The following is a 20,381-nucleotide window of genomic DNA, read 5'->3' as shown; positions in this document are numbered from 1 at the left end:
CCATGGAAGCCGACCGACGCGACCTCGAACTCGGAAGCGCGAGCGCCGCCCCCGGAACCGTCGACCGCGGATGGCTCGAGATCGCCGACCTCCCGACCGGGACGCCGGAACGGCTCCCCGTGATCGTCGCCAACGGGGGCGCCCCGGGCCCGACGCTCTGGCTGACCGGCGGCGTCCACGGCGACGAGGCGACCGGGATCGCGGTCGTGTTGGAGACGATGGACGCGCTCGTCGCGGACTCGGAGACGCTGACCTCGCTCGCGGGGGCGGTCGTCGCGATCCCGGTCGTCTCGCCCGCCGGGCTCCGCCGAAACGCCAGACACACCTACTACGACGACGAGGACCCGAACCGACACTTCCCCGACGCCGACGCGGAGTCGGCGCGCCCACCGAAGCTTCAGGAGCGGATCGACGCGCGGCTCTACGAGGCGGTCGTCGGCGAGGGCGAGGCGGGGTCGGATCCCGCCGACGCCGTCGCCGCGGACGCCCTGATCGACTGTCACACTGCGGGCGTCGACAGCGAGCCGTTCGCGATCCGCGACCGGGTCCTGTACGGTGACCGGCGAAGCGAGTCGGAAGCGGGGTCGCTCGCGGCCGACCTCGAGTCCGTCGTCGATGCCTTCGGCTTCCCGACGCTCACCGAGTACCCCGCCGCGGAGTACGTCGAGGAGGACCTCCAGCGCTCGCTCGCGGGAGCCGTCCTCAACGAGGCCGGGATCCCGGCGTTCACCGCCGAGCTCGGCTCCCACGGCGTCGTCGACGACCGCCTCGTCGCCGGCGGCGTCGCGGGCGCGTTCGCGGTCGCGGTCGAACTCGACCTGCTCGCCTCCGAGGAAGTGCCGGAAGGCGTCGGCGAGCCCGCGGAATACGTCGACGAGCGCCCCGTCGACTATCCGGTTCGGCGCTATCGCGGCCCGACGACGGACGTCTCCGGGCTCGTCCGTCATCGCGTCGACGCGGGCGAGGAGTTCGTCGAGGGCGACGCTCTCGCGACGGTCGTCTCGGCGACGGGCGAGCCGCTTGGAAGCGTCCGGGCCGACCACGACGGGTACGTCGTCTCGCGGTGTGAGGGGTTGGCCGTCTACGAGGGCGACCCGATCGCGAGCCTGGCGGTGCGCGACGACGGCGACCTCGTCGTCCCTCGCGACGACGATTGAAACGAAGTCCTTAATTACGGGACGGTCGTTCCTCCGAGTGCGACCCGGGACCGTGGGGTAGTGGTATCCTCTGCGGATGGGGTCCGTAGGACCTGAGTTCGACTCTCAGCGGTCCCATCACACGTTTTACAGGTTCCCATTAACAAGAGCCTTAGCACCGCCTACCGCCCGTAAACGGCGTTCGGGGGGTGCGCCATGAACCGCCAGATCGGCGATCTCAAAAACGTCGGCTACGCCGATACGGCCGGATCTGATCCTTCGCCGCGCGGCAGGCCGAACTCGACCTCGATCCGGACCGTGTCGTAGGGGACGTACGGTTTCTTCGCGCGGCCCTCCTCCTCGAAGTGGACGACGTCGTACTCGGCCAGCAGGTACAGGTCGTCGTGGACGTCGTGGACGTCACGATCGAGCCGGTCAGCCAGTGCGCGAATGCTCTCCGGTGGGTCATCCATCACCGTCTCGAGCAGCTCCATTCGCCGGTCGGTGAGTAGCTGGCGGAGCCGTGCTCGGTCCTCGAAGTTGACGACGTGTGGCACCTCCTCACCTTCCTCCCACCGTTCGGCTCGCTCGACGGCCGCCGCTTGGGCCTGCTCCGCCGGGAGCGACGTGATGCGGAGGGTCGAAGGATATTCGACGTCGTCCGAGTCGGGCGTGAACTCGTCGTGCGTGGGTTCGGTGTCAGTCGGTTCGTTGCTCATAGATCTCGTTCACCTCGTTCTGGAAGTCGTCGATCAGGTCGGAGAGACCTGTGAACTCCAGTTTCGTGATCTCATCTTCGGGTGGGTGGCGATGATGCCGGCCGACGTCCAGGTGGTACGGCGAGTTGTCGTACCGCAGGAGGGTGTCGCCGTCAGCGTCCATGTACTGGAAGCTATACTTCAACCCCTGCGGGAAGTCCTCGCTCACCGGGACCTGCCACGCGACCATCTCGTACCGACTCCCGTCGAGTTTCTCGTCTTCCTCCCGGTACACGACTGTCGCCGGCATCGGTCTCCTATGTTGGGTAACAGACCCAACGGGAATAAGGTTTATCGTTGGTGTCGAATCCCATCAATAAAAATTAGAAGTAGAAACTAACGGTATCCACCCGTTCAGTTGAACGAGATATCGGTGTCGCTGTTCATTCCGTCAGTTCCATCTACTTGGATCGTTTCGTCTACCAGTATCGAATCGCTGGGAAGGTGGATGACGCGAATGCGGAAATCATGCTGCGCATCAGTATTATTAACCGTGAAGCTTCCTACATTCGTGTCTCCGACTGTGAACGGATCTGTGAACTGGTCTGTGGCGTCCGCCTGGTTTCCATCCTCATCAGTAACGACTACACGGAGTGCCTCGGCATCAATTCGGTCGCCACCACCGTGCTCGATCGTAACGTTTCGCTCATCAGCGTTGGTACTGTTTTCGAGACTTACATCCAACTGTGCCGTCGGCTGATTGTCCCCGAGCGAGTCCCCCAGACCGAGCACGAACGTCCCGATGACGGCCGCGAGGATCACCGTAATCGCGACCATTAGGATAACACCGATAACGGGACTGACTGCGCGGTCGTCCGTGTTGAACAGGTTGTGTGGTTTCATTGTCTGAATCCAGCGGTTCGGAACGGTCAGTTCCCCCGACCCCTGACCGATTGCTGGTTACGTGACCGTACTCGGGGCGTCCATAAGTACTTGCTGCCATGAATATCAACGTTGAAAATTAGTTGTTGGCGAGATATAGTTGGACTAGTGGGGTGTTTTCGCTGGCGTTTCGACCGATCCGTGGGATCGGGATGGCACGTCCAGCCGTGCCGACACACCGCACGGATTTATACGGGCTCCCGTCCGTCACGGACACATCGGATGCCCGAACGAACCCGCCGACTCCCCGGACCGAGATGAGCGACGGACCAGCGCGGCGGTTGCCGACGCTCTCCGGGCTCACGGTTCTGGCGGCCGCCAGCGTGCTGCTCGCGACCGCCTTCATCGTCACGTATCTCCAGTACGTGCTCCTCGCGGTGGTCCTCGCGTACGTGCTCGCGCCCGTCCAACACCGTGCGGAGGAGTACATGCGGCCGGACGTGGCCGCGGCTTCGGTGATCGCGGGATCGATCCTCGTGTTGTTCGTCCCCCTCGCGTACGTCCTCACGGTCGCGATCCGACAGGGGATCGCGCTCCTCGCCGCGATCCGCCGCGGCGAGCTGCGGCAGTTCGTGGTCGACGAGATCGAGATCTTCGGGTACGTCATCGATATCGACGTGCTCTACGTGACCTATCAGGAGCCGATCAACGCCGCCATCCAGCGCCTCGCGAGCTGGGGGCTCGGACTGCTCCGCGGGCTCCCCGACCTGACCGTGGGACTGTCGGTGACGTTCTTCGTTCTCTTCGCGCTGTTGCGTGACGGCGACCGACTGGCCGAGTGGGCGCTCGCCGTCGCGCCGATCTCGGACCGCGTCCAGCGCGACCTGATGGCGGAGCTCGACGACCTGATGTGGGCGTCGGTCGTCGGCAACGTCATCGTCGCGGGGATCCAGGCGCTGCTTCTCGGCGTCGGACTGTTCCTGCTCGGCGTTCCGGGCGTCACGTTCCTCACCGTGGCGGCGTTCGTCCTCACGCTGCTCCCGCTCGTCGGCTCGTTCGGCGTCTGGGTCCCGATATCGGTGTTCCTCCTCGCCCGCGGCCGGTCCACCGCGGCGATCGTCCTCTTCGTCTTCGGCGTTCTCGTCAGTCTCTCGGACGTGTACCTCCGCCCCGCCGTGATCAACCGGGCCGGCGCGATCAACGTGGCGATCATCGTCCTGGGGATATTCGGCGGGATCGTCCTCTTCGGCGGGGTCGGTCTCTTCGTCGGGCCGGTCGCGCTCGGCGGAGCGAAGGTGGTCCTCGACCTGTACGCGCGCGAACGGGAGGCAGCGGCGACGGCGGCCGATCGCCGGGTCGAGTGACGAGACGTAGGGACCGTTCAGTAGACGTACTCGTCCTCGTCTATCGTCACGTAGTCTCGTTTCGTCTTCCGCTTGTTCCACTTGTAGCCGAGAACGAGTTTCAGCGACTCCCATCCGGAGCGGTACGGCTGTGCGAGCAGGCCGTCGCCCGCCCCCGCGGCGAGCATCGCGTCCGCCGCGCCGATGACCCGATTCCAGTCTTCGGGACCGTAGTCGGCGACCATGTCCGCCATCGTCACGTTTCGGACGACCTCGTCGCCGATCGCCTCCTTCCAGCGGCGGTTGTACGGGGCCAGGTCGCCGGCGGCGGCGAGCTCGCCCGCGATCGCGCCGGTGCGGACGGCGACGTGGTCGCCGCCCTCGTGGAACGCCGAGGTGGTCCCCATGGCACCGCCGGCGACCGCGATCCCCGCGCCGGTCGGCGAGTCGATGGGCCGCGTCGAGGAGATCGGATACGTCTCCGTCCCGCCGCGTTTGCCGGCGTCCTCGACGAGCGGGAAGTCCTCCTCGACGTCGTACTCGTCGCCGTACTGCCACTCCAGCAGCCGGCGGACGTACTCCGCGCCGCCCGGGATCGACTCGTCGTCCGCCGAGAGCAGCTCGTAGGCGTCGACGTCGAAGTCGTTGAGGTCCATCCCGATGGGCATCGTGAGCCCGATCCGACAGACGCGGTCCCGGTTCGGGAAGATCCACGGGTACGCGGTCTCGCCGGGCATCACGCCCCACCAGAAGACGATGGCGTCCTTCACCTCCTCGTAGATCGCCTCGGGGATGCGGCGGTACTCCTGGTACGCGATGTGGTTGGCCTCCGGCGGTGCGAGCCGGTCGGACCCGCCCCCCCCCGCCGGGAGGTACTCGTCGAGCACCCGGTTGGTCACCGTTCGCTGGGGTCCGTCCGCGAGCACGACGAAGTCGGCACCGATCTCGTCCCCGTCGGCGAGCCCAAGGGTGTGTCGAGGCGTTCCGTCGGTATCGTCGACGTCGGGGCCCGCGTCCGGGTCGGTGTCGACCTCGCGGACCGAGACGCCGACCCGATACTCCGCGCCGGCGTCCTCGGCGCGCTCGCGGAGCCAGTCGTCGAAACGGGCGCGGTGGAAGGTGTATCCGAACCCGTCGTAAGAGGACTCGATACCCGTGTCGTACAGCGTTGCGGCCTCCGAGGGGCCGCGGAACTCCGCCCGGTTCAGCTCCCGTTGGACGACCCCGTCGGCGAACTCGTCGGGGTGGATCCCCATGATGTCGACCCAGTAGTTCAAGATCCCGGCGGCGTCGGTGGAGTCGGGACCGAGCCCCTCGCGGTCCGCCCGCGGTACCCCCTTCTCCAACACGAGGGCGTCCGCGCCGCCGCTCGCGGCCGCGTGCGCCGCGGCCGAACCGGCAGGCCCCCCGCCAACGATCGCGACGTCTACGCGTTCCATATCCTGTGAGGTCGACCTCACGGCATTAAATTCACGGTCGCCGCCGGGGTTCGGTCGACCGTCCCGGTTCTTCCCGTTTCGAGTCCGCTCCGGAGCCACGCTCGACCGACCGCGGATCGATCGAAAACGATCGTTCATCCAATTCTACCGCCGATCCTCGGCGGCGGAAAGACACTCTTTTAGTTACCAACCGGGTCGGTCCGATAACGATGGCACGCGAGACGTGGGCGACACGAATGGGGTTCATCCTGGCGGCGGTCGGGAGCGCGGTGGGACTCGGGAACATCTGGCGGTTCCCGTTCATCACCAGCCAGGAGGGCGGCGGGGCGTTCCTGCTCCTCTACCTACTTTTCGTCGTGTTGATCGGGTTCCCGGCGATCCTCGTCGAGTTCGTCATCGGCCGGTACACCGAGTTGAACCCGGTCGGTGCGATACGCGAACTCGGCAGCGGGGCGTGGAACTACCTCGGCTGGCTGTTCGTCATCACCGGCTTCGTCACCCTCTCGTACTACAGCGTCGTCGCCGGCTGGTTCCTCCGGTACACCTTGATCGGGGTCACCGACGGGTACGCGCTCGCCGGTCCCGAGGAGGCGAACGCGCTGTACGGCTCGGTCACCACCGGACTCGATTCCCTCCTGTTTCACGCCGTGTTCATGGCACTCGTCATCGGGATCATCGCGGCCGGCGTGCGCCGGGGTATCGAGGTCGGTGTGAAGGTGATGGTGCCAGCGATCGTCGTGCTGCTCGTCGGGCTCGCTGGGTACGCGTTCACGCTGGACGCCGCGGGAGCGGCGTACGCGTACTACCTCACGCCGGACTTCGGCTACCTCGCCGCGAACTGGACGAGCATCCTGCCGGCCGCCGCCGGACAGGCCTTCTTCACGCTCTCGCTCGGGATGGGCGTGATGATCACCTACGCCTCCTACCTCGGCGAGGACCGGAATCTCGCGGCGGACGCGGGCATTATCGCCGCGCTCGACACCCTCATCGCCGTGATCGTTGGCTTCGTCGTCTTCCCGTTCCTCTTTGCGGCCGGGATCGATCCCGGCGGTCCCGGTCCCAGCGCGATCTTCGTGAGCCTCACGTCGGCGTTCGCCGGGATCCCCGGCGGTCGAGTCATCGGGATCGTGTTCTTCGCGATGGTCGGGATCGCGGCGCTCTCCTCGGCGATCAGCATCCTTGAGGTGCTCGTCTCGTATCTGATCGACGAGGTCGACGTCGCGCGCATCCCCGCCGCGACGGCCATCGGCGTCGCCGTCTTCCTGCTCGGCGTCCCGGTGACTATCGACCTGATCTTCCTCGGTTTGTACGACAACCTGGCCGGCGGGGTCCTGCTCGTGCTCGGCTCCCTGCTGCTCGCGCTGTTCGTCGGCTGGGTGATCCCCGACGTCGCCCGCAACGAACTCGAAAAGGGGATCGGCGACCTCGGCTCGCTCGGAACCGCCTGGATCTGGATCGTTCGGATCCCGATCGTCGTCGTCGTTCTCGTCTCGCTGTATCTGGGAATCGTCAACTACGCCGACTTCCTGACCGGCGGTTTCGCCGAGTGGCTGGCGGCGCGGTAGGGCGTTATCTGGACGGTTGGCGACGCGATAGGGCGGGGTCGACGGTCCGACCGTCGATCCGCTCCGCCGTACCGACCCCTTAAAGACGAACGGGACTGAACGTCCCCCAGTGAGCGATCCGATCCCGACCGGCTGTGAGTCGGTCGACGACCTGCTCGGCGGGGGGTTCGAACGCGGGGTCGTCACGCAGGTGTACGGCCCGCCCGCCGCGGGCAAGACCAACCTCGCGCTCGCCGCGGCGATCGAGGTCGCGGCGGCCGGCGACCGATCGCTTTTCATCGACACCGAGGGGCTCTCGATCGACCGGTTCGAGCAGATGGCGAGTGCCCGAATCGACCGTCCGGACGTCGACGAGAGCGTCGAGGAGCTGGCCTCCCGGCTGGTGATAACCGAGGCGTACGACTTCGAGGACCAGCGCGAGGCCGTCCGCGACGCCGAGGAGCTCGCGGCGGAGGTGGAGCTCATCGTGTTGGACTCCGCGACCGGCTTCTATCGGCTCGAGCGCGCCGAGGACACGGAGGGCGGCCAGTCGCTCCGGAAGGTCGCGAAACAGGTGACACACCTCCTCTCTCTGGCGCGACGACACGACGTCGCGGTGGTGATAACGAACCAGGTGTTCACGGACCCCGAGAGCGACCGCGACCGCGCGCTCGGCGGCAACACGCTCAACCACTGGACCGGGGCGATCGTACGCGTCGACCGCTTCCGCGGCGGCAACCGGCGGGCGACGCTGGAGAAACACCGTTCGAGACCCGCCGGCGACTCCGCGACGTTCAGGATCGTGGAGGAGGGGCTGATGGCCGGCGCGAGCGGCGACTAGGTACCGGGGAGCGGACGGTCGAACGGGAGAGCGGACGAACGAGAAGAGAAACGGGGGTCGAGCGGGCCGGAGCCGGATCGACGTCGCGTCGGGAACGCCTAGAGCTCGCCGAGCTTCCGGAGCAGCTGGCCGCGGTACTCCTCGTCGGCGTTGACGCCCTTGAGCTCGAGGACGTTTCGCTCCAGCTTGTCGAGTGCCACGTGGAAGGCGTGTTCGGCGCCGTATCCCTCGCCGGAACCGCCGAGCTGGCCCTGGTCCGTCCGGAGGCGGATCTGACACTGGATGAGCGGCGTCCCACGGAGCTTCTCCTTGTGCTGGTGGAGCCGGACGTGCGCGTGCATCACCTGCATCTGGGCGTACTTGTCCGCGACGCTCTCGATCGATTCGACGATGTGTTCCCGCGAGGTGCGGTCGAGGAGGTCGACGTTCGTGATCTGGACGTCGAGCGAGTCCTCCTCGGTGAACGTGAGCGCGCGCAACACGTCGGTCTTGGTGACCATCCCCGCGACCGCGTCGACGTCCTCGGGAGTGACGACGAGCCCGGAGACGTCGTTGTCGAACATGCGGGAGACCGCCTCCTTTGCGGTCTCGTCGGCGGTCGCCGTCACGACCGGACTCGACATGATGTCGTAGACGGGGAGGTCGAGCATCCGGTCGATGTCGCCGGCGCGGTCGCCGCTCCCCTGCCGCTCCTGGTCGCGGACGACGAACTCCACGATGTCGTTCGTGGTGACGACGCCGGTGAGCATCCCGTCGTCGTCGAGCACCGGGAGCCGGGAGATCCCGTTCTCGCGGAGCCGGTTTATCGCTCGGCCCACGCTGTCCTTCTCGTTGATGCCGATCACGTCGGTCGTGACGATCTGATCGACCGTGATGGCGTCGAGGCTCTCGAGGACGGCCTCGAGGATCTGGTCGACGGTCACGATCCCGTAGAGCTTCTCGCCCTCGTAGACCGGCGCGATCTTCACGTCGCCCTCGACGAGGAGCCGAGCGGTCTCGCGAACGTCCTCCGTCCGCTTCACCGAGGGGGCGGGCTTGACGACGGCGGAGACCTTCGTGTCGTCCTCCATCCGTGACCGCAGCAGCTGTTTCTCCCCGACGACTCCCGCGTACTCGCCGTCCTCCGTGACGACGATTCCCTTCGGGTTCTCACGCTCGAAGATGGATCGGACCTTGGCGAGTCGCTCGTCGGCGTCGACCTCGACGTACTCCGGCACTGCGATATCAGCGATGTTCATGGTCCAATCGGAACGTTGGACGCGCCGGGTATTGAAAGTACAGGGGTACTCGTGGATTCCGAAAGCGCGACCACGGACCTCCCACTGAAACCTTTTTCCCGGTTAACGACCGAGGAAGCGACGTGTACGACGCCGTCGTTCTCGATCACGACGGGGTGATCGTCGGTCGAACGCCGTTCGACACCCTCCGCGAGGCCGCCTGGGAGGCGTTCGAGCGGCTGGGCGTGACCGACCCGGACCTCGCACACGTCGACGACGTCGCGGTCGGCGTCGACCCGGCGACGCTTTCCGACATCTGTGACCGCTACGGGATCGATCCGGTCGAGTTCTGGCGCGTCCGCGATCGGACCGCGTCCGACGCGCAGGTCGCCGCCTCGCGGGCCGGCCGCAAGACTCCCTACGAGGACGTCGACGCGCTGGCGCATCTCGACGCCGCGCTCGGGATCGTCTCCTCGAACCAACAGGCCACCGTTGACGACCTCCTCGCGCACTTCGGACTCGCCGATCGCTTCGACGTCGTCTACGGCCGCGAGCCCTCGATCGCCAGCCTCTCGCGGAAGAAACCCTCGCCGTACTACCTCGAACGGGCGCTCGCGGACCTCGATGCGTCCACCGCGCTGTTCGTCGGCGACAACGAGTCGGACGTCCTCGCGGCCGACAACGCCGGGATCGACTCCGCGTTCATCCGACGCCCACACCGCCGGTCCTTCGAGCTCTCCACGCAACCGACCTACGAGATCGACGACCTCCACGACCTCGTGAGCCTCTGTGGCCGCTCGCCGATCGGCTCGCCGTGACACCCCGGTTTCGCGTCGCCGTGACACTCCGGTTCCACGTCGCCGTGACGCCGGCGTTTATGGATCGTCGACCGCGAGTCGGAGTATGGACCTGAACCTCCCGCGAGTGGGGCTCGGAACGATGGGAATCGACGAGCCCGCCCCGATCGCGACCGCCCTCGACCTCGGCTACCGCCACGTCGACACCGCTCGGATCTACGGCAACGAGGCCGTCGTCGGGGAGGGACTCGCCGAAAGCGACGTCGACCGCGAGGCGGTCACGGTCGCGACGAAGCTCTGGATAGACGCGCTCGCCGCGGATGACGTCGGGCCGACCGCTCGCGAGAGCGCCGAGCTGCTCGGCGTCGACCGGATCGACCTGCTGTACGTTCACCGCCCGCGCGGCGCGTACGACCCGGAGACGACCCTGCCCGCGATGGACCGCCTCGTCGAGGAGGGAGTCGTCGGCGCGGTCGGCGTCTCGAACTTCGAGATCGACGACCTCGAGCGCGCCCGCGAGGTACTCGACGCCCCGATCGCGGCCCACCAGACCGAGCTTCACCCGCTCTTCTACCGTTCCGAGCTGATCGAACACGCGCGCGAGCACGGGTATCCCGTCCTGGCGTACTCGCCGCTCGCGGGCGGGAAAGTGGGCGAGATCGACACAGTGAGTGAGATCGCGGAACGACACGACGCGACGCCCGAGGCGGTCGCGATCGCGTGGGCGACCGCGAAGGACCCGGTCGTGGCGATCCCGAAGGCGTCGAGCGAGCGGCACCTCCGAGCGAACCTCGCGGCCGCCGACCTCGAACTCGCCGCCGACGAGGTCGCCGCGATCGACGCGATCGACCGGGAGGAGGAGCTGTACCCCGAGTGATCGGCGGGCGGATCCGATAACTGCTGGTGAGCCAGATATCAGTGTGTAAAATCCCCGATAACGGTTAAATGGCACCTGAAGTAAGGAAGGAAATGGCAAAAACGGCGAATCCCCCGATTGCAAGCAGGATTATCAAGGCGAGAAGGATGGTGTTCAAAGTCAGTGACGACCCTTCTTGTTCTGTTCTACTTGGTCGTGGATCATCGCTCTCAAACCAAGGAATCTCTGTTCCATCTTCCCTAAGCGCGGCGCGGTTAGATCTCTCAACTTGGAGTCCGATACAGTTGTGTGACTCAGGGAGACGATGAGAGACGCAGAACTTCTGGTCACACCGACTACAGGTGTACGGCATCGAATCGGTCTCTCCACACTCTTTACAATTCATAAGCGATCATAACAGGATACTATGATAACATTATGGCGAGAAACACATCCTTCTCACCCAACTGGCGAGTAGCCTCCTACTTCTAGAAAGAAGTGGGCTTGGACACTCCCGACTTGAGCACGCTCGCTCTGTGGATATCCTTAGTAGATGAAACATGTACCGTGCTGAATACAGGGCGCGAAGGTGCCACTGATTGCGAGAAAACCAACGGAGTGGATCGAATACAGATGTTAGATTACACCCCCCAACAGCAGCCAACCACAGCAGAATCATCCCGTGATTATTTTATGCGGTAGCAGAATTTTAACATATCAGATATGGGTTCTTGTGACTTTGACACTTGCGGGAACTCTGTAGAACATGCATTCTCATGCGACTTTTGCGGGCAGTCGTTCTGTGGAATCCATCGACTACCGGAAAATCACAAGTGTCCGTCTCAAAAAATAGGTGGTAATTCAACCAGTTTTGCTGGGGATGGGCCACAAATTCGGGATCGGCGGGGAACGGGTCGGAAACGGCGAGAAAGGGTTCGGGATAAAGAAACAAGCCGAATGAACCCACCCGAGAATGTCACTCTCCAAAACGAAGAGAATCAGAACAAAGGCAACTCGGAGACAGATGTTTTGACTTGTCCAACCTGTGGCAGTAGTACTGATCGAATCCTTGAATGTGAGAGTTGTAGTCAATCAATCTGTCCAAGTTGTGAAGGAGTTGATGAAGATAAATGTCCTGAAAACGGTGCGGTAGACGATAGTACCTCCTCGGATGCGGTTTCTATTTTCGATAAAATATATAACCTATTCAGATGAGACGGTCTGTCAGTAGTAGGACTAAGATGATGTTTGTTTTCTCGTAAACGGTTCGTGCGGCCGCTTTACAGACCATACTAATGCGGAAACGAATGAGATATTTGTGCCGAATATACTTACTATATTCAACATGGTGGTTCAAACACATCATCTGTTGAAATTTTCAATAGAGCAGTGATCTTACATCCGAGAAGTGGTGGAGAACTGGACGCGGGTTCATGGCCGAGAATCTGGTTCATTTCGTCAGATCGGCGAGTTACCTCGTACGTTTATATCGTTATCCGACCGGAAAGTCGGGGTCAGGCGGCTCCGAAGATCAAGCGGCGGAATAGATCCATTTTCGTGTATACTTCACCACTGGTACTCACTTCGATCGACACGATCCCGGGTAGCTTTTACCGCTCCCGCCGCCCCGTTCGAGTATGACAGAGGTCATCGACGGCGAGGCGGTGGCGGCGGACGTCCGGTCGGGCGTCGCCGACTGCGTGGAGACGCTCGCGGACGCGGGCGTGAAGCCCGGACTGGCGACCGTGCTGATGAGCGACGACCCCGCGAGCGAGACGTACGTCTCGATGAAACAGCGCGACTGCGAGGAGGTCGGCATCGAGGGGATCCACGTCGACGTCGACGCCGACGCCCCCGCCGAGGAGCTGTTCTCGACCATCGACGACCTCAACGCGCGGGAGGACGTCCACGGGATCCTCGTCCAGCTGCCCGTCCCCGACCACGTCGAGGGTCGCGAGGTGCTCCGGCGGATCGACCCCGAGAAGGACGTGGACGGCTTCCACCCCGAGAACGTCGGGCGGCTCGTCGCCGGTGACGCCCGCTACAAGCCCTGTACGCCCCACGGCGTCCAGAAGCTGCTCGCCGCCTACGACGTCGAGACCGAGGGAGCCGACGCGGTCGTCGTCGGCCGCTCCGACATCGTCGGCAAGCCGATGGCGAACCTCCTGATCCAGAAGGCTCCGCAGGGGAACGCCACCGTGACCGTCTGCCACTCCCGGACCGAGGACCTCGAGGGGAAGCTCGCCGACGCCGACCTCGTGATCGCCGCCGCGGGGATCCCGGAGTTCGTCGACGGCTCGAGCCTGAAGCCGGGCGCGACCGTGATCGACGTGGGGATCAACCGCGTCGACGCCGACACGGAGAAGGGCTACGAGCTCGTCGGCGACGTGGACTACGACTCCGCGAAGGAGGTCGCCGGCGCGATCACGCCGGTCCCCGGCGGCGTCGGGCCGATGACCCGCGCGATGCTCCTGTACAACACGGTGAAGGCGGCGGGCCGGCAACACGACGTCGACGTGGAACTGCCGTAGCGTATTCGACCGTTTCGTCGTTTCACTCTCTCCGGTTCCGGATCTCGATCCGCCCCTCGATCCGGGGATCGATACCGCGCTCGCGGGCGAAGTCGGCGAGCACCTCGTACTGGATGTCGGCCTCGCCGATCCGGTGACGCTCCGAAAGCGTCGGGAACTCGTGGTCGGAATGGAGCAGGTACTCGGAGGTGGCGACCGTATACCGCCCGTCCGGGTCGATGGGCTCGCCCGCGACGGTCGCCTCGAGGAGCTCCTCGCTCGCGGCGTCCCAGACGACCCGCGCGTTCGAGACGTGGCCGTGCCACCAGTCGTCCTCGCCGAAGTCGATGTCCGGTGCGGCCATCTCCCGGAGGACGGCGCGCAGCTCCGCGCCGGTGACGTCGGTGAGCACCACCGGCTCCTCGAACGGAATGAGGCTGATGAGGTCCGCCTTCGTCACGTCGCCGTGCCAGGGATCGCCCTGCCGGAGTCCCCCGGCGTTCGAGAGTCCCACGTCGGCGTCGTGCGCCCAGCGGAACGCGTCGGCGACGAAGTTGCCGGCGCGGCACTCCCCGCCGTGGACGACCTCGCCGGTTCGCTCGATCGGCTCCGCGACCCGGTCGACGACCTCGTCGAGGTCGGCCGCCCCCATCCGTTGGGTGAGCGAGTCGCGGAGGTCGGCGTGCGGGGCGACCCCGTCCGGCTCGTGAAGCGTCGCGGTGGCGTGGCCGCCGGAGTTGGCGGGGTCGTCCGGGTCGCCGTTCACGCCGAGGTCGATCTCGGCGACGGCCTCGCCGTTCACGCCGGGGCGGACGAGGAGCGTCCCGTCGACGCGCTCGTTCCGACGGCTGTGGACGTGCCCGCCGAGGACTGCGTCCACGTCGAGCTCGCGGGCGAGGTCGTCGTCGCCGCCGCCGAGGTGCGAGAGGACGACACGGTGGTCGACCGGCGGCCCCTCGAGTTCAAGCTCGGCGAGCGCCTCCCGGACGGCCGCGACCGGCTCGTCGAAGGTGAGCGGCGCGGCCATCGGGTTCAGCGAGTCGGTCGCGGGGTCGGTGACGCCGACGAAGCCGACGGTCGCGCCGTCGACCGCACGGGTCGTCCACGGGACGACGCCCTCCCGCCGTCCGAAGGGGTCGCCGTCCTCGTCGCGGACGTTCGCGGAGACGAACTCGACCGGCGCGTCGTCGACGAGCCCGCGGAGCGCGTCGGGGCCGTAGTCGAACTCGTGGTTGCCGAAGGTGTCGAGCAGCGTGTCGGTCGCCGCGTAGAAGTCGATCGTCTGGCGTCCCTTCGCGACCAGCGAGAGGACGCCCGGCGCGGTGGTGTCGCCGGTGGCGACGACCGCGGCGTCGGGACCGTCAAGCTCGCGGATCCGCCCGGCGAGCCGGGCCGCCCGCTCGGGGACGTCGAAGACGTTCTCGATGTCGGAGTAGTGGAGGAGACGCGCCATGTGAGTGGGTGGGTGTGAGCCGCGGGCGGACAAAAACGCTCGCAACCCGTCGCCGGCTGATCCCCCCAGGTATCGGTGCCTCCGTGAACGAACGAACACACATACTGATTCCCATATAAACATTTATCACGAATAAATCGTGACTCCCGTGCGTAGCTATGACACGAAAACACGGCGATCGGCGAACGTTCCTGAAGGGTGTCGGCGGCGCGGCGACCGCGGTCGGGCTGGCCGGCTGTGCCGGGCTCGGCGGCGGCTCCGAGCGCGATTTCTTCAAGCTCGGCGCGGTGACCTCGCTGTCCGGTGACCTCCGATTCGGCGGCGGCGTCACCCAGCGAGGATACGACCTGTGGGCCGACACGATCAACCGCGAGCAGGGCGGGATCGAGATCGACGGAGAGACCTACGAGGTCGAGATCGAGTATGCCGACGCACAGTCGAACCCGTCGGCCGGGGCGGACGCGGCCTCACAGATGATCAACGACGGGGCGGACGCCGTCCTCGGCCCGTACTCCAGTAACGTCACCCTCGCGGTCTGTCCGATCATGGAGCAGAACTCCATGCCCCACATCACCGGGAGCGCCGAGTCGCCGCAGATCTGGCAGGAGGGGTACGAGTACAGCTTCGGGACGATCCCCACGGTGAGCATCATCGGCAACGAGGCGACCTCCGCGTTGCTGAATCTCGATCCGCAGCCTGACTCGGTGTACGTCACGGCGGTGAACGAACCCTTCTCGGTGGCGACCGGCGAATCGATGCGTGCGGCCGCCGAGGAGGCCGGGATCACCGTCGAGAACTACGAGGAGTTCCCGCGCGACACCGACTACACGAACGTCGTGAGCGCGGCCCAGGACGCGGACCCGGATCTCCACCTTCACGGCGGGCACATCGGGAGTCACGTCAACCTCGTCAACGCCGCCGAACAGCTCGGATACAACCCGGACGGCTTCCTGATGCACTACGGCGTCAACACCGGGTCGTACAAGGACGGCGCGGGCGCACAGGGTCCCTACACCTTCGGCGCGACCGTCTGGATCCCGAGCGTCGACCGCTCCGGCGGCGCCCTCTTCGACTCTCCGCAGGCGTACGCGGACGCCTCCGAGGCCGCGTACGGCTCCGCACCCGACTACACGCAGGCCGGCTCGACGGCCGCCGGGGTCGTCTTCCAGGAGGCGTTCAAGGAGCTCGGATCGGCGCCGCCGTTGACCCAGGACGACAAGGACGAACTGATCGGTATCCTCGAGGAGATCGAGGTGAACACCTTCTACGGGGACGTCGCATTCGAGACGGAAGGCGAGTACTTCCACAACAACATCAACACCCAGACGCTCCTCATCCAGCTCGGGGAGGACGGGTCACCGTCGATCGTCGGACCGGAGGAGGCCGCCACCGACGAGGCGAACTATCCCGTCCCCGCGTGGGACGAGCGGTAACCCACCGAGTAAATGGTCGATCTCGGATTATTCACGCAGATCGTCATCAACGGTCTCCTGCTCGGGGGGATCTACGTCACGATCGGCGTCGGGTTCTCGCTCGCGTTCGGCGTGCTCGAGGTCGTCGACTTCGCCGTCGGCGAGTACGTCATGGTCGGCGCGTTCATGGGCGCGGTGCTCGCACCGCTGTTCGGTGCCGAGGGCGTCTTCGCCATTCCGATAGTCCTCGTCGTGTTCTTCGGCGTCGGGGCACTCATCCAGCCGCTGATCCACCACGTGACGACGGGCGATAGACCCCACCCACTGTTGATGGGACTCGTGTTCACGTTCGGGCTCGCCACGTTCCTTCGGGGATCGGTGCTCACGATCTTCGGCCCGAACAACCAGGACGTCCCGTCCTCGCTTCTGACGGGCGGGGTGACGGTCCCGGGGGTCGGGACGTTCCCGGTCGTCAGAACCGTGACTGCGGTCTTCGGCGTCACCGCGCTGCTCGTGTTCATGTACTACCTGTACCGCACTCGTGGCGGGATGGCGATCCGCGCGATCGCGGAGGACCGGACGAACGCCCGGCTAATGGGGATCAACATCAACCGCTACCAGTCGATCGCGTACGGCGCGTACGCTGCGTTGACCGGCAGCGCCGGCGTCTTCATCGGCATGATCTTCACGGCCAACCCCGGGATGGGGCTCCAGTACACCGCGTTCGCGTTCTTCATGGTCGTGCTCGCCGGGATGGGATACCTTCCCGGCGTCATCCTCGCCGGGATCGTCCTCGGACTCACCCAGTCGTTCACGGCCGTATACATCAGCGGAAACCTGGTGTTGCTCGTGTTGTTCGCGATCATCTACGTCGTCCTGCTGGTGTCGCCGGCGGGGATCCTCGGGAAGGGTGAGTGGGCCACATGAGCGGACCCGTTCCCTCCCTGGATCGGCTTCCGGGGGAACCACGCTACTGGTACGCCGGATTGGCCGTCCTGCTGGTCGCCTGGCCGCTCCTGTTCGGCGCCTTCTGGGCGCGGATCGGGCTGGGCGCGCTGATGTGGATCGGTCTCGCCCAGTCGTGGAACATGATCGGCGGCTACGCGGGCTACCTCGACTTCGGACACGGCGCGTACTTCGGGATCGGTGCCTTCGCGGCGGCGGTCGCGATGGCGCAGTTCGGCTACCCGTTCCTCGTCGGGTTCGGGCTCGCGATCCTCGTCTCGACGGTCGTCGCCTACCTCGTCGCCGTGCCGACGCTCCGGCTCACCGGAGCGTACTTCGCGATCGCGACGTGGGCGTTCGCCGAGTCGATCAAACAGGCCGCGCTCGTGACCGGGATCACCGGCGGGACCTTCGGGTTGAGCCTGCCTCGCTCGCCCGAGACGTTCATCGGCGTCCCGGTCCCGTTCGAGATCGCCGAGACGTTCTTCTACTACGCGATGCTCGTGTTGTGTCTGGCGACGATGGCACTCACGTACTACCTGTTCGAACGCCACGAGTTCGGATATCGAGTGAAGGCGCTCCGCGACGACCAGGACGCCGCCGAGTCGCTCGGGATCGACACGACGCGGGTGAAACGGCAGGTGTACGTGCTCTCGTGTGTCGTCGCGGCCGTCTTCGGATCGGTTCACGCGTGGTACATCGTCTACGTTCATCCGAACGACGTACTCGCACCGATCATCACCGACCGGATGGTTATCATGGCGCTTCTGGGCGGGCTCGGAACGCTCACCGGCCCGATCGCCGGAGGACTGCTCGTGTTCCTGTTGGAGCGGCTCTCGTCGGTGTTCCTCGGATCGACCACGTTCTATCTACCGCTGATCGGTATCCTGATCATGGTCACCGTCCTGTTCGCGCCGAGCGGCATCATCGGGATCCTCCGCGGGGAGGTCGACCGTGACGACGTGCGGAAGAACGTGAAGGAACTCGGGGAGAAGTTCGACCTACTATGACCGACGACATACTCCGAACGACCGACCTGACGAAGCGATTCGGCGCGCTGACCGCCAACGACGAGATCTCGATCTCGGTCGAGCGCGGGGAGATCCGCGGGATCATCGGACCGAACGGCTCCGGGAAGACCACGTTCTTCAACACTGTTACCGGGTTTTATCAGCCCGACGGCGGGAGCGTCCACTTCGACGGCGAGGAGGTCACCGGCTGGGAGCCGTACCGGCTTGCGCGCCGCGGACTCGGACGCACCTTCCAGATCGTCTCGCCGTTCAAGAACATGACCGTGCGACAGAACATGCTCGCGGTCCAGACCGACGACGGCCGCTCGCGCGAGGAGAAACGCGACCGCGCCGAGGAGATCCTGGAGTTCCTCGAGATCGACCACATCGCCGACAACGAGGCGCGCGGCATGTCCGGCGGCCAACAGAAGCTGCTGGAGCTCGGTCGCGTGTTGATGCTCGATCCAGAACTCGTGATGCTCGACGAACCCGCAGCCGGCGTGAATCCCGCGCTCGAATTGCGGATCATGGACCACATCCACGAGCTGAACGACGAGGGAACGACCTTCGTCGTCATCGAACACGACATGCACGTGATGAAGACGCTCGCGGACTCGGTCTCCGTCTTCGACTCCGGGAGTCACATCGCACAGGGCGACTTCGAGGAGGTCTCCCAGGACGACGCCGTCCGGGAGGCGTACCTCGGCGGAACGACCGCGGAGGACGACGAGGTGCCGATATGAGCGACGGAAACGGCTCGAGCTCGAGCGACGTGCCGACGCTCTCGGCTACCGGGGTGGAGGCCGGCTACGACCGCCACCAGGTCCTTCACGGCATCTCCTTCGAGAGCCGTGACGGCGTAACGTGTATCTTCGGCCCGAACGGCTCCGGCAAGTCGACGTTCCTGAAGACGCTGAACGGGATCGTCCCCGTCTGGGACGGAACGATCACCTACGGCGACGTCGACCTCACCGAGACGAAACCCGAGGACATTGTCACCCAAGGTATCGCGACGCTCCCGCAGGGCGGCGGAATCTTCGGGAGCCTCTCGGTCGAGGAGAACCTGAAGGTCGGGGCGTTCACCGTCGACGACGCCGCCGTGATCGACGAACGGAAGTCGGAGGTACTCGAGGTGTTCCCGGCGTTAGAGGACAAACTCGGCCAGAAGGCGAGAGATCTCTCGGGAGGCCAACAGATGATGGTGAGCCTCGGCCGGGCGATGATGACCGGGGCCGACACGTTCCTGCTCGACGAGCCGTCGGCCGGGCTCGCGCCCCGGCTCGTCGACGACGCGTTCGGCCTGATCGAGCGGCTCGTCGACCGCGGCGCACAGGTCGTGTTGATCGAACAGAACGTCCGGGCGGCGCTCCGGCTGGCCGACTACGTGTACATCCTCGCGGAAGGGGAGGTACAGTTCCACGGGCCGCCGGAGGACCTCTCCGAGGAGGACGAGCTGATGGAGCTGTACCTGGGGTTGTAGGCCGGTTCTCTCGGCTCGAACCCGCCACGGTACCTCTCAGGATCGTACGTCGACACCCCCGTCACGCCCTCGCACACGCCCCGAGCGCTTTGAAAGCGCTTTTATGCTGTCCAAGAGTACTCCGGAGTACACCCTCTGTGGGGTCGATGATGTGCCGTTCCGACAGGGATCGACTACGGGACGGACACGCGAGCCCACACGGAGGACATAGGTGAACAACACATGCCAGTTTACGTAGACTACGACACCCCGGCCGACCTCGCCGAGCGATCGCTCGAGGCGTTCGAGGTCGCCCGAGACACCGGTACCGTAAAGAAAGGAACGAACGAGACCACCAAGTCCGTCGAGCGCGGCAACGCGAAGCTCGTCCTCGTCGCCGAGGACGTCTCGCCCGAGGAGATCGTGATGCACCTCCCCGAGCTCGCCGAGGAGAAGGGGATCCCGGTCGTCTTCGTCGACACCCAGGACGAGGTCGGCCACGCCGCGGGCCTCGAGGTCGGCTCCGCCGCCGCCGCGGTCGTCGAGGCCGGCGACGCCGCCGACGACATCGAGGACATCGGCGAGAAGGTCGCGGAGCTCCGATAACCACCCATGAGCGCAGAAGAGGGACCCGGCGATTCGACCACCGCCGAGGTGATCGAGGTCGTCGGCAAGACCGGGATGCACGGCGAGGCCATGCAGGTCAAATGCCGCATCCAGGAGGGATCGAACCAGGGACGGATCATCACGCGAAACGTCCTGGGTCCCGTCCGGCTGGGCGACGTGCTCCAGTTACGCGAGACCCAGCGTGACGCCGACGCCATCGGAGGCCGATAACC

At 65.5% G+C, this 20,381-nt stretch carries 21 protein-coding genes, 1 tRNA gene and 1 pseudogene; 16 read left to right on the top strand and 7 right to left on the bottom strand.

Features of this window, described 5'->3' with window-relative positions:
• The first annotated feature begins 2 nt into the window (after window positions 1–2).
• Window positions 3–1,157 (top strand): succinylglutamate desuccinylase/aspartoacylase family protein, encoded by a 1,155-nt coding sequence (locus OKW78_RS05830; protein WP_281194276.1) that lies wholly within the window; start codon window positions 3–5, stop codon window positions 1,155–1,157.
• Between the two features lie 46 nt (window positions 1,158–1,203).
• A tRNA-Pro gene (locus OKW78_RS05825) sits at window positions 1,204–1,274 on the top strand.
• Between the two features lie 113 nt (window positions 1,275–1,387).
• Here the strand turns inward: OKW78_RS05825 and OKW78_RS05820 are convergent.
• The 3 genes from OKW78_RS05820 to OKW78_RS05810 form a co-directional block, all read right to left on the bottom strand.
• Entirely contained in the window at window positions 1,388–1,855 is a 468-nt protein-coding gene (locus OKW78_RS05820; RefSeq protein WP_281194275.1) for a transcriptional regulator, read from the bottom strand.
• Window positions 1,836–2,144 (bottom strand): DUF6516 family protein, encoded by a 309-nt coding sequence (locus tag OKW78_RS05815; protein ID WP_281194274.1) that lies wholly within the window; start codon window positions 2,142–2,144, stop codon window positions 1,836–1,838. Before OKW78_RS05815 ends, OKW78_RS05820 begins: the two co-directional genes overlap by 20 nt.
• Before the next feature lie 104 nt (window positions 2,145–2,248).
• Window positions 2,249–2,737 (bottom strand): type IV pilin N-terminal domain-containing protein, encoded by a 489-nt coding sequence (locus tag OKW78_RS05810; protein WP_281194273.1) that lies wholly within the window; start codon window positions 2,735–2,737, stop codon window positions 2,249–2,251.
• Between the two features lie 296 nt (window positions 2,738–3,033).
• On the opposite strand from OKW78_RS05810, the gene OKW78_RS05805 reads away from it, so the two are divergent.
• On the top strand, window positions 3,034–4,080 hold the full coding sequence (locus tag OKW78_RS05805; protein WP_281194272.1) for an AI-2E family transporter: 1,047 nt from the start codon (window positions 3,034–3,036) through the stop codon (window positions 4,078–4,080).
• 17 nt (window positions 4,081–4,097) lie between these two features.
• Here the strand turns inward: OKW78_RS05805 and OKW78_RS05800 are convergent, their stop codons facing one another.
• Window positions 4,098–5,498 (bottom strand): NAD(P)/FAD-dependent oxidoreductase, encoded by a 1,401-nt coding sequence (locus tag OKW78_RS05800; RefSeq protein ID WP_281194271.1) that lies wholly within the window; start codon window positions 5,496–5,498, stop codon window positions 4,098–4,100.
• 209 nt (window positions 5,499–5,707) lie between these two features.
• On the opposite strand from OKW78_RS05800, the gene OKW78_RS05795 reads away from it, so the two are divergent.
• Window positions 5,708–7,063 (top strand): sodium-dependent transporter, encoded by a 1,356-nt coding sequence (locus OKW78_RS05795; RefSeq protein ID WP_281194270.1) that lies wholly within the window; start codon window positions 5,708–5,710, stop codon window positions 7,061–7,063.
• A gap of 109 nt (window positions 7,064–7,172) precedes the next feature.
• The gene (gene radB / locus OKW78_RS05790; protein WP_281194269.1) at window positions 7,173–7,883 is read left to right on the top strand and encodes a DNA repair and recombination protein RadB; all 711 of its coding nucleotides are present in this window, start codon (window positions 7,173–7,175) and stop codon (window positions 7,881–7,883) included.
• A gap of 98 nt (window positions 7,884–7,981) precedes the next feature.
• Here radB and OKW78_RS05785 read toward each other — a convergent pair whose 3' ends face one another.
• Window positions 7,982–9,121, bottom strand: a complete 1,140-nt coding sequence (locus tag OKW78_RS05785) for a CBS domain-containing protein (protein ID WP_281194268.1) — start codon at window positions 9,119–9,121, stop codon at window positions 7,982–7,984.
• 122 nt (window positions 9,122–9,243) lie between these two features.
• On the opposite strand from OKW78_RS05785, the gene OKW78_RS05780 reads away from it, so the two are divergent.
• Both OKW78_RS05780 and OKW78_RS05775 read left to right on the top strand, forming a co-directional pair.
• Window positions 9,244–9,918, top strand: coding sequence for an HAD family hydrolase (locus OKW78_RS05780; RefSeq protein WP_281194267.1), 675 nt, complete (start codon window positions 9,244–9,246; stop codon window positions 9,916–9,918).
• A 91-nt stretch (window positions 9,919–10,009) separates the two neighbouring features.
• The gene (locus OKW78_RS05775; RefSeq protein WP_281194728.1) at window positions 10,010–10,774 is read left to right on the top strand and encodes an aldo/keto reductase; all 765 of its coding nucleotides are present in this window, start codon (window positions 10,010–10,012) and stop codon (window positions 10,772–10,774) included.
• A 271-nt stretch (window positions 10,775–11,045) separates the two neighbouring features.
• On the opposite strand, the pseudogene OKW78_RS05770 reads toward OKW78_RS05775, so the two are convergent.
• A pseudogene (locus OKW78_RS05770) lies at window positions 11,046–11,159 on the bottom strand (AN1-type zinc finger domain-containing protein); the annotation flags it as partial.
• 317 nt (window positions 11,160–11,476) lie between these two features.
• Between OKW78_RS05770 and OKW78_RS16975 the strand changes: the two are divergent.
• A complete protein-coding gene (locus OKW78_RS16975) occupies window positions 11,477–11,968 on the top strand; it encodes an AN1-type zinc finger domain-containing protein (protein ID WP_369335029.1) in 492 nt (163 codons plus the stop codon).
• A gap of 422 nt (window positions 11,969–12,390) precedes the next feature.
• On the top strand, window positions 12,391–13,284 hold the full coding sequence (locus tag OKW78_RS05765; protein WP_281194266.1) for a bifunctional methylenetetrahydrofolate dehydrogenase/methenyltetrahydrofolate cyclohydrolase: 894 nt from the start codon (window positions 12,391–12,393) through the stop codon (window positions 13,282–13,284).
• A gap of 22 nt (window positions 13,285–13,306) precedes the next feature.
• Here the strand turns inward: OKW78_RS05765 and OKW78_RS05760 are convergent, their stop codons facing one another.
• Window positions 13,307–14,716, bottom strand: a complete 1,410-nt coding sequence (locus OKW78_RS05760; RefSeq protein ID WP_281194265.1) for a bifunctional UDP-sugar hydrolase/5'-nucleotidase — start codon at window positions 14,714–14,716, stop codon at window positions 13,307–13,309.
• Window positions 14,717–14,874: 158 nt separating this feature from the next.
• On the opposite strand from OKW78_RS05760, the gene OKW78_RS05755 reads away from it, so the two are divergent.
• The 7 genes from OKW78_RS05755 to OKW78_RS05725 all read left to right on the top strand — a co-directional run bounded on the left by OKW78_RS05755 (window position 14,875) and on the right by OKW78_RS05725 (window position 20,379).
• Entirely contained in the window at window positions 14,875–16,149 is a 1,275-nt protein-coding gene (locus tag OKW78_RS05755) for an amino acid ABC transporter substrate-binding protein (protein WP_281194264.1), read from the top strand.
• Window positions 16,150–16,161: 12 nt separating this feature from the next.
• On the top strand, window positions 16,162–17,055 hold the full coding sequence (locus OKW78_RS05750; RefSeq protein ID WP_281194263.1) for a branched-chain amino acid ABC transporter permease: 894 nt from the start codon (window positions 16,162–16,164) through the stop codon (window positions 17,053–17,055).
• Window positions 17,052–18,083 (top strand): branched-chain amino acid ABC transporter permease, encoded by a 1,032-nt coding sequence (locus tag OKW78_RS05745; RefSeq protein ID WP_281194262.1) that lies wholly within the window; start codon window positions 17,052–17,054, stop codon window positions 18,081–18,083. Before OKW78_RS05750 ends, OKW78_RS05745 begins: the two co-directional genes overlap by 4 nt.
• The gene (locus OKW78_RS05740; RefSeq protein ID WP_281194261.1) at window positions 18,080–18,826 is read left to right on the top strand and encodes an ABC transporter ATP-binding protein; all 747 of its coding nucleotides are present in this window, start codon (window positions 18,080–18,082) and stop codon (window positions 18,824–18,826) included. The genes OKW78_RS05745 and OKW78_RS05740 overlap by 4 nt, the downstream gene beginning before the upstream one ends.
• Complete coding sequence (locus OKW78_RS05735; RefSeq protein WP_281194260.1) at window positions 18,823–19,563, top strand: ABC transporter ATP-binding protein; 741 nt, start codon at window positions 18,823–18,825, stop codon at window positions 19,561–19,563. The genes OKW78_RS05740 and OKW78_RS05735 overlap by 4 nt, the downstream gene beginning before the upstream one ends.
• A 222-nt stretch (window positions 19,564–19,785) precedes the next feature.
• On the top strand, window positions 19,786–20,148 hold the full coding sequence (gene rpl7ae / locus OKW78_RS05730; protein WP_094529274.1) for a 50S ribosomal protein L7Ae: 363 nt from the start codon (window positions 19,786–19,788) through the stop codon (window positions 20,146–20,148).
• A gap of 6 nt (window positions 20,149–20,154) precedes the next feature.
• Complete coding sequence (locus OKW78_RS05725) at window positions 20,155–20,379, top strand: 30S ribosomal protein S28e (RefSeq protein ID WP_112077388.1); 225 nt, start codon at window positions 20,155–20,157, stop codon at window positions 20,377–20,379.
• The last annotated feature ends 2 nt before the right edge of the window (window positions 20,380–20,381 follow it).

The sequence above is a fragment of the Halorubrum sp. F4 genome (assembly GCF_027257195.1).
Taxonomy (GTDB): Archaea; Halobacteriota; Halobacteria; order Halobacteriales; family Haloferacaceae; genus Halorubrum.
This window is presented reverse-complemented; position numbering and strand designations above follow the sequence as displayed.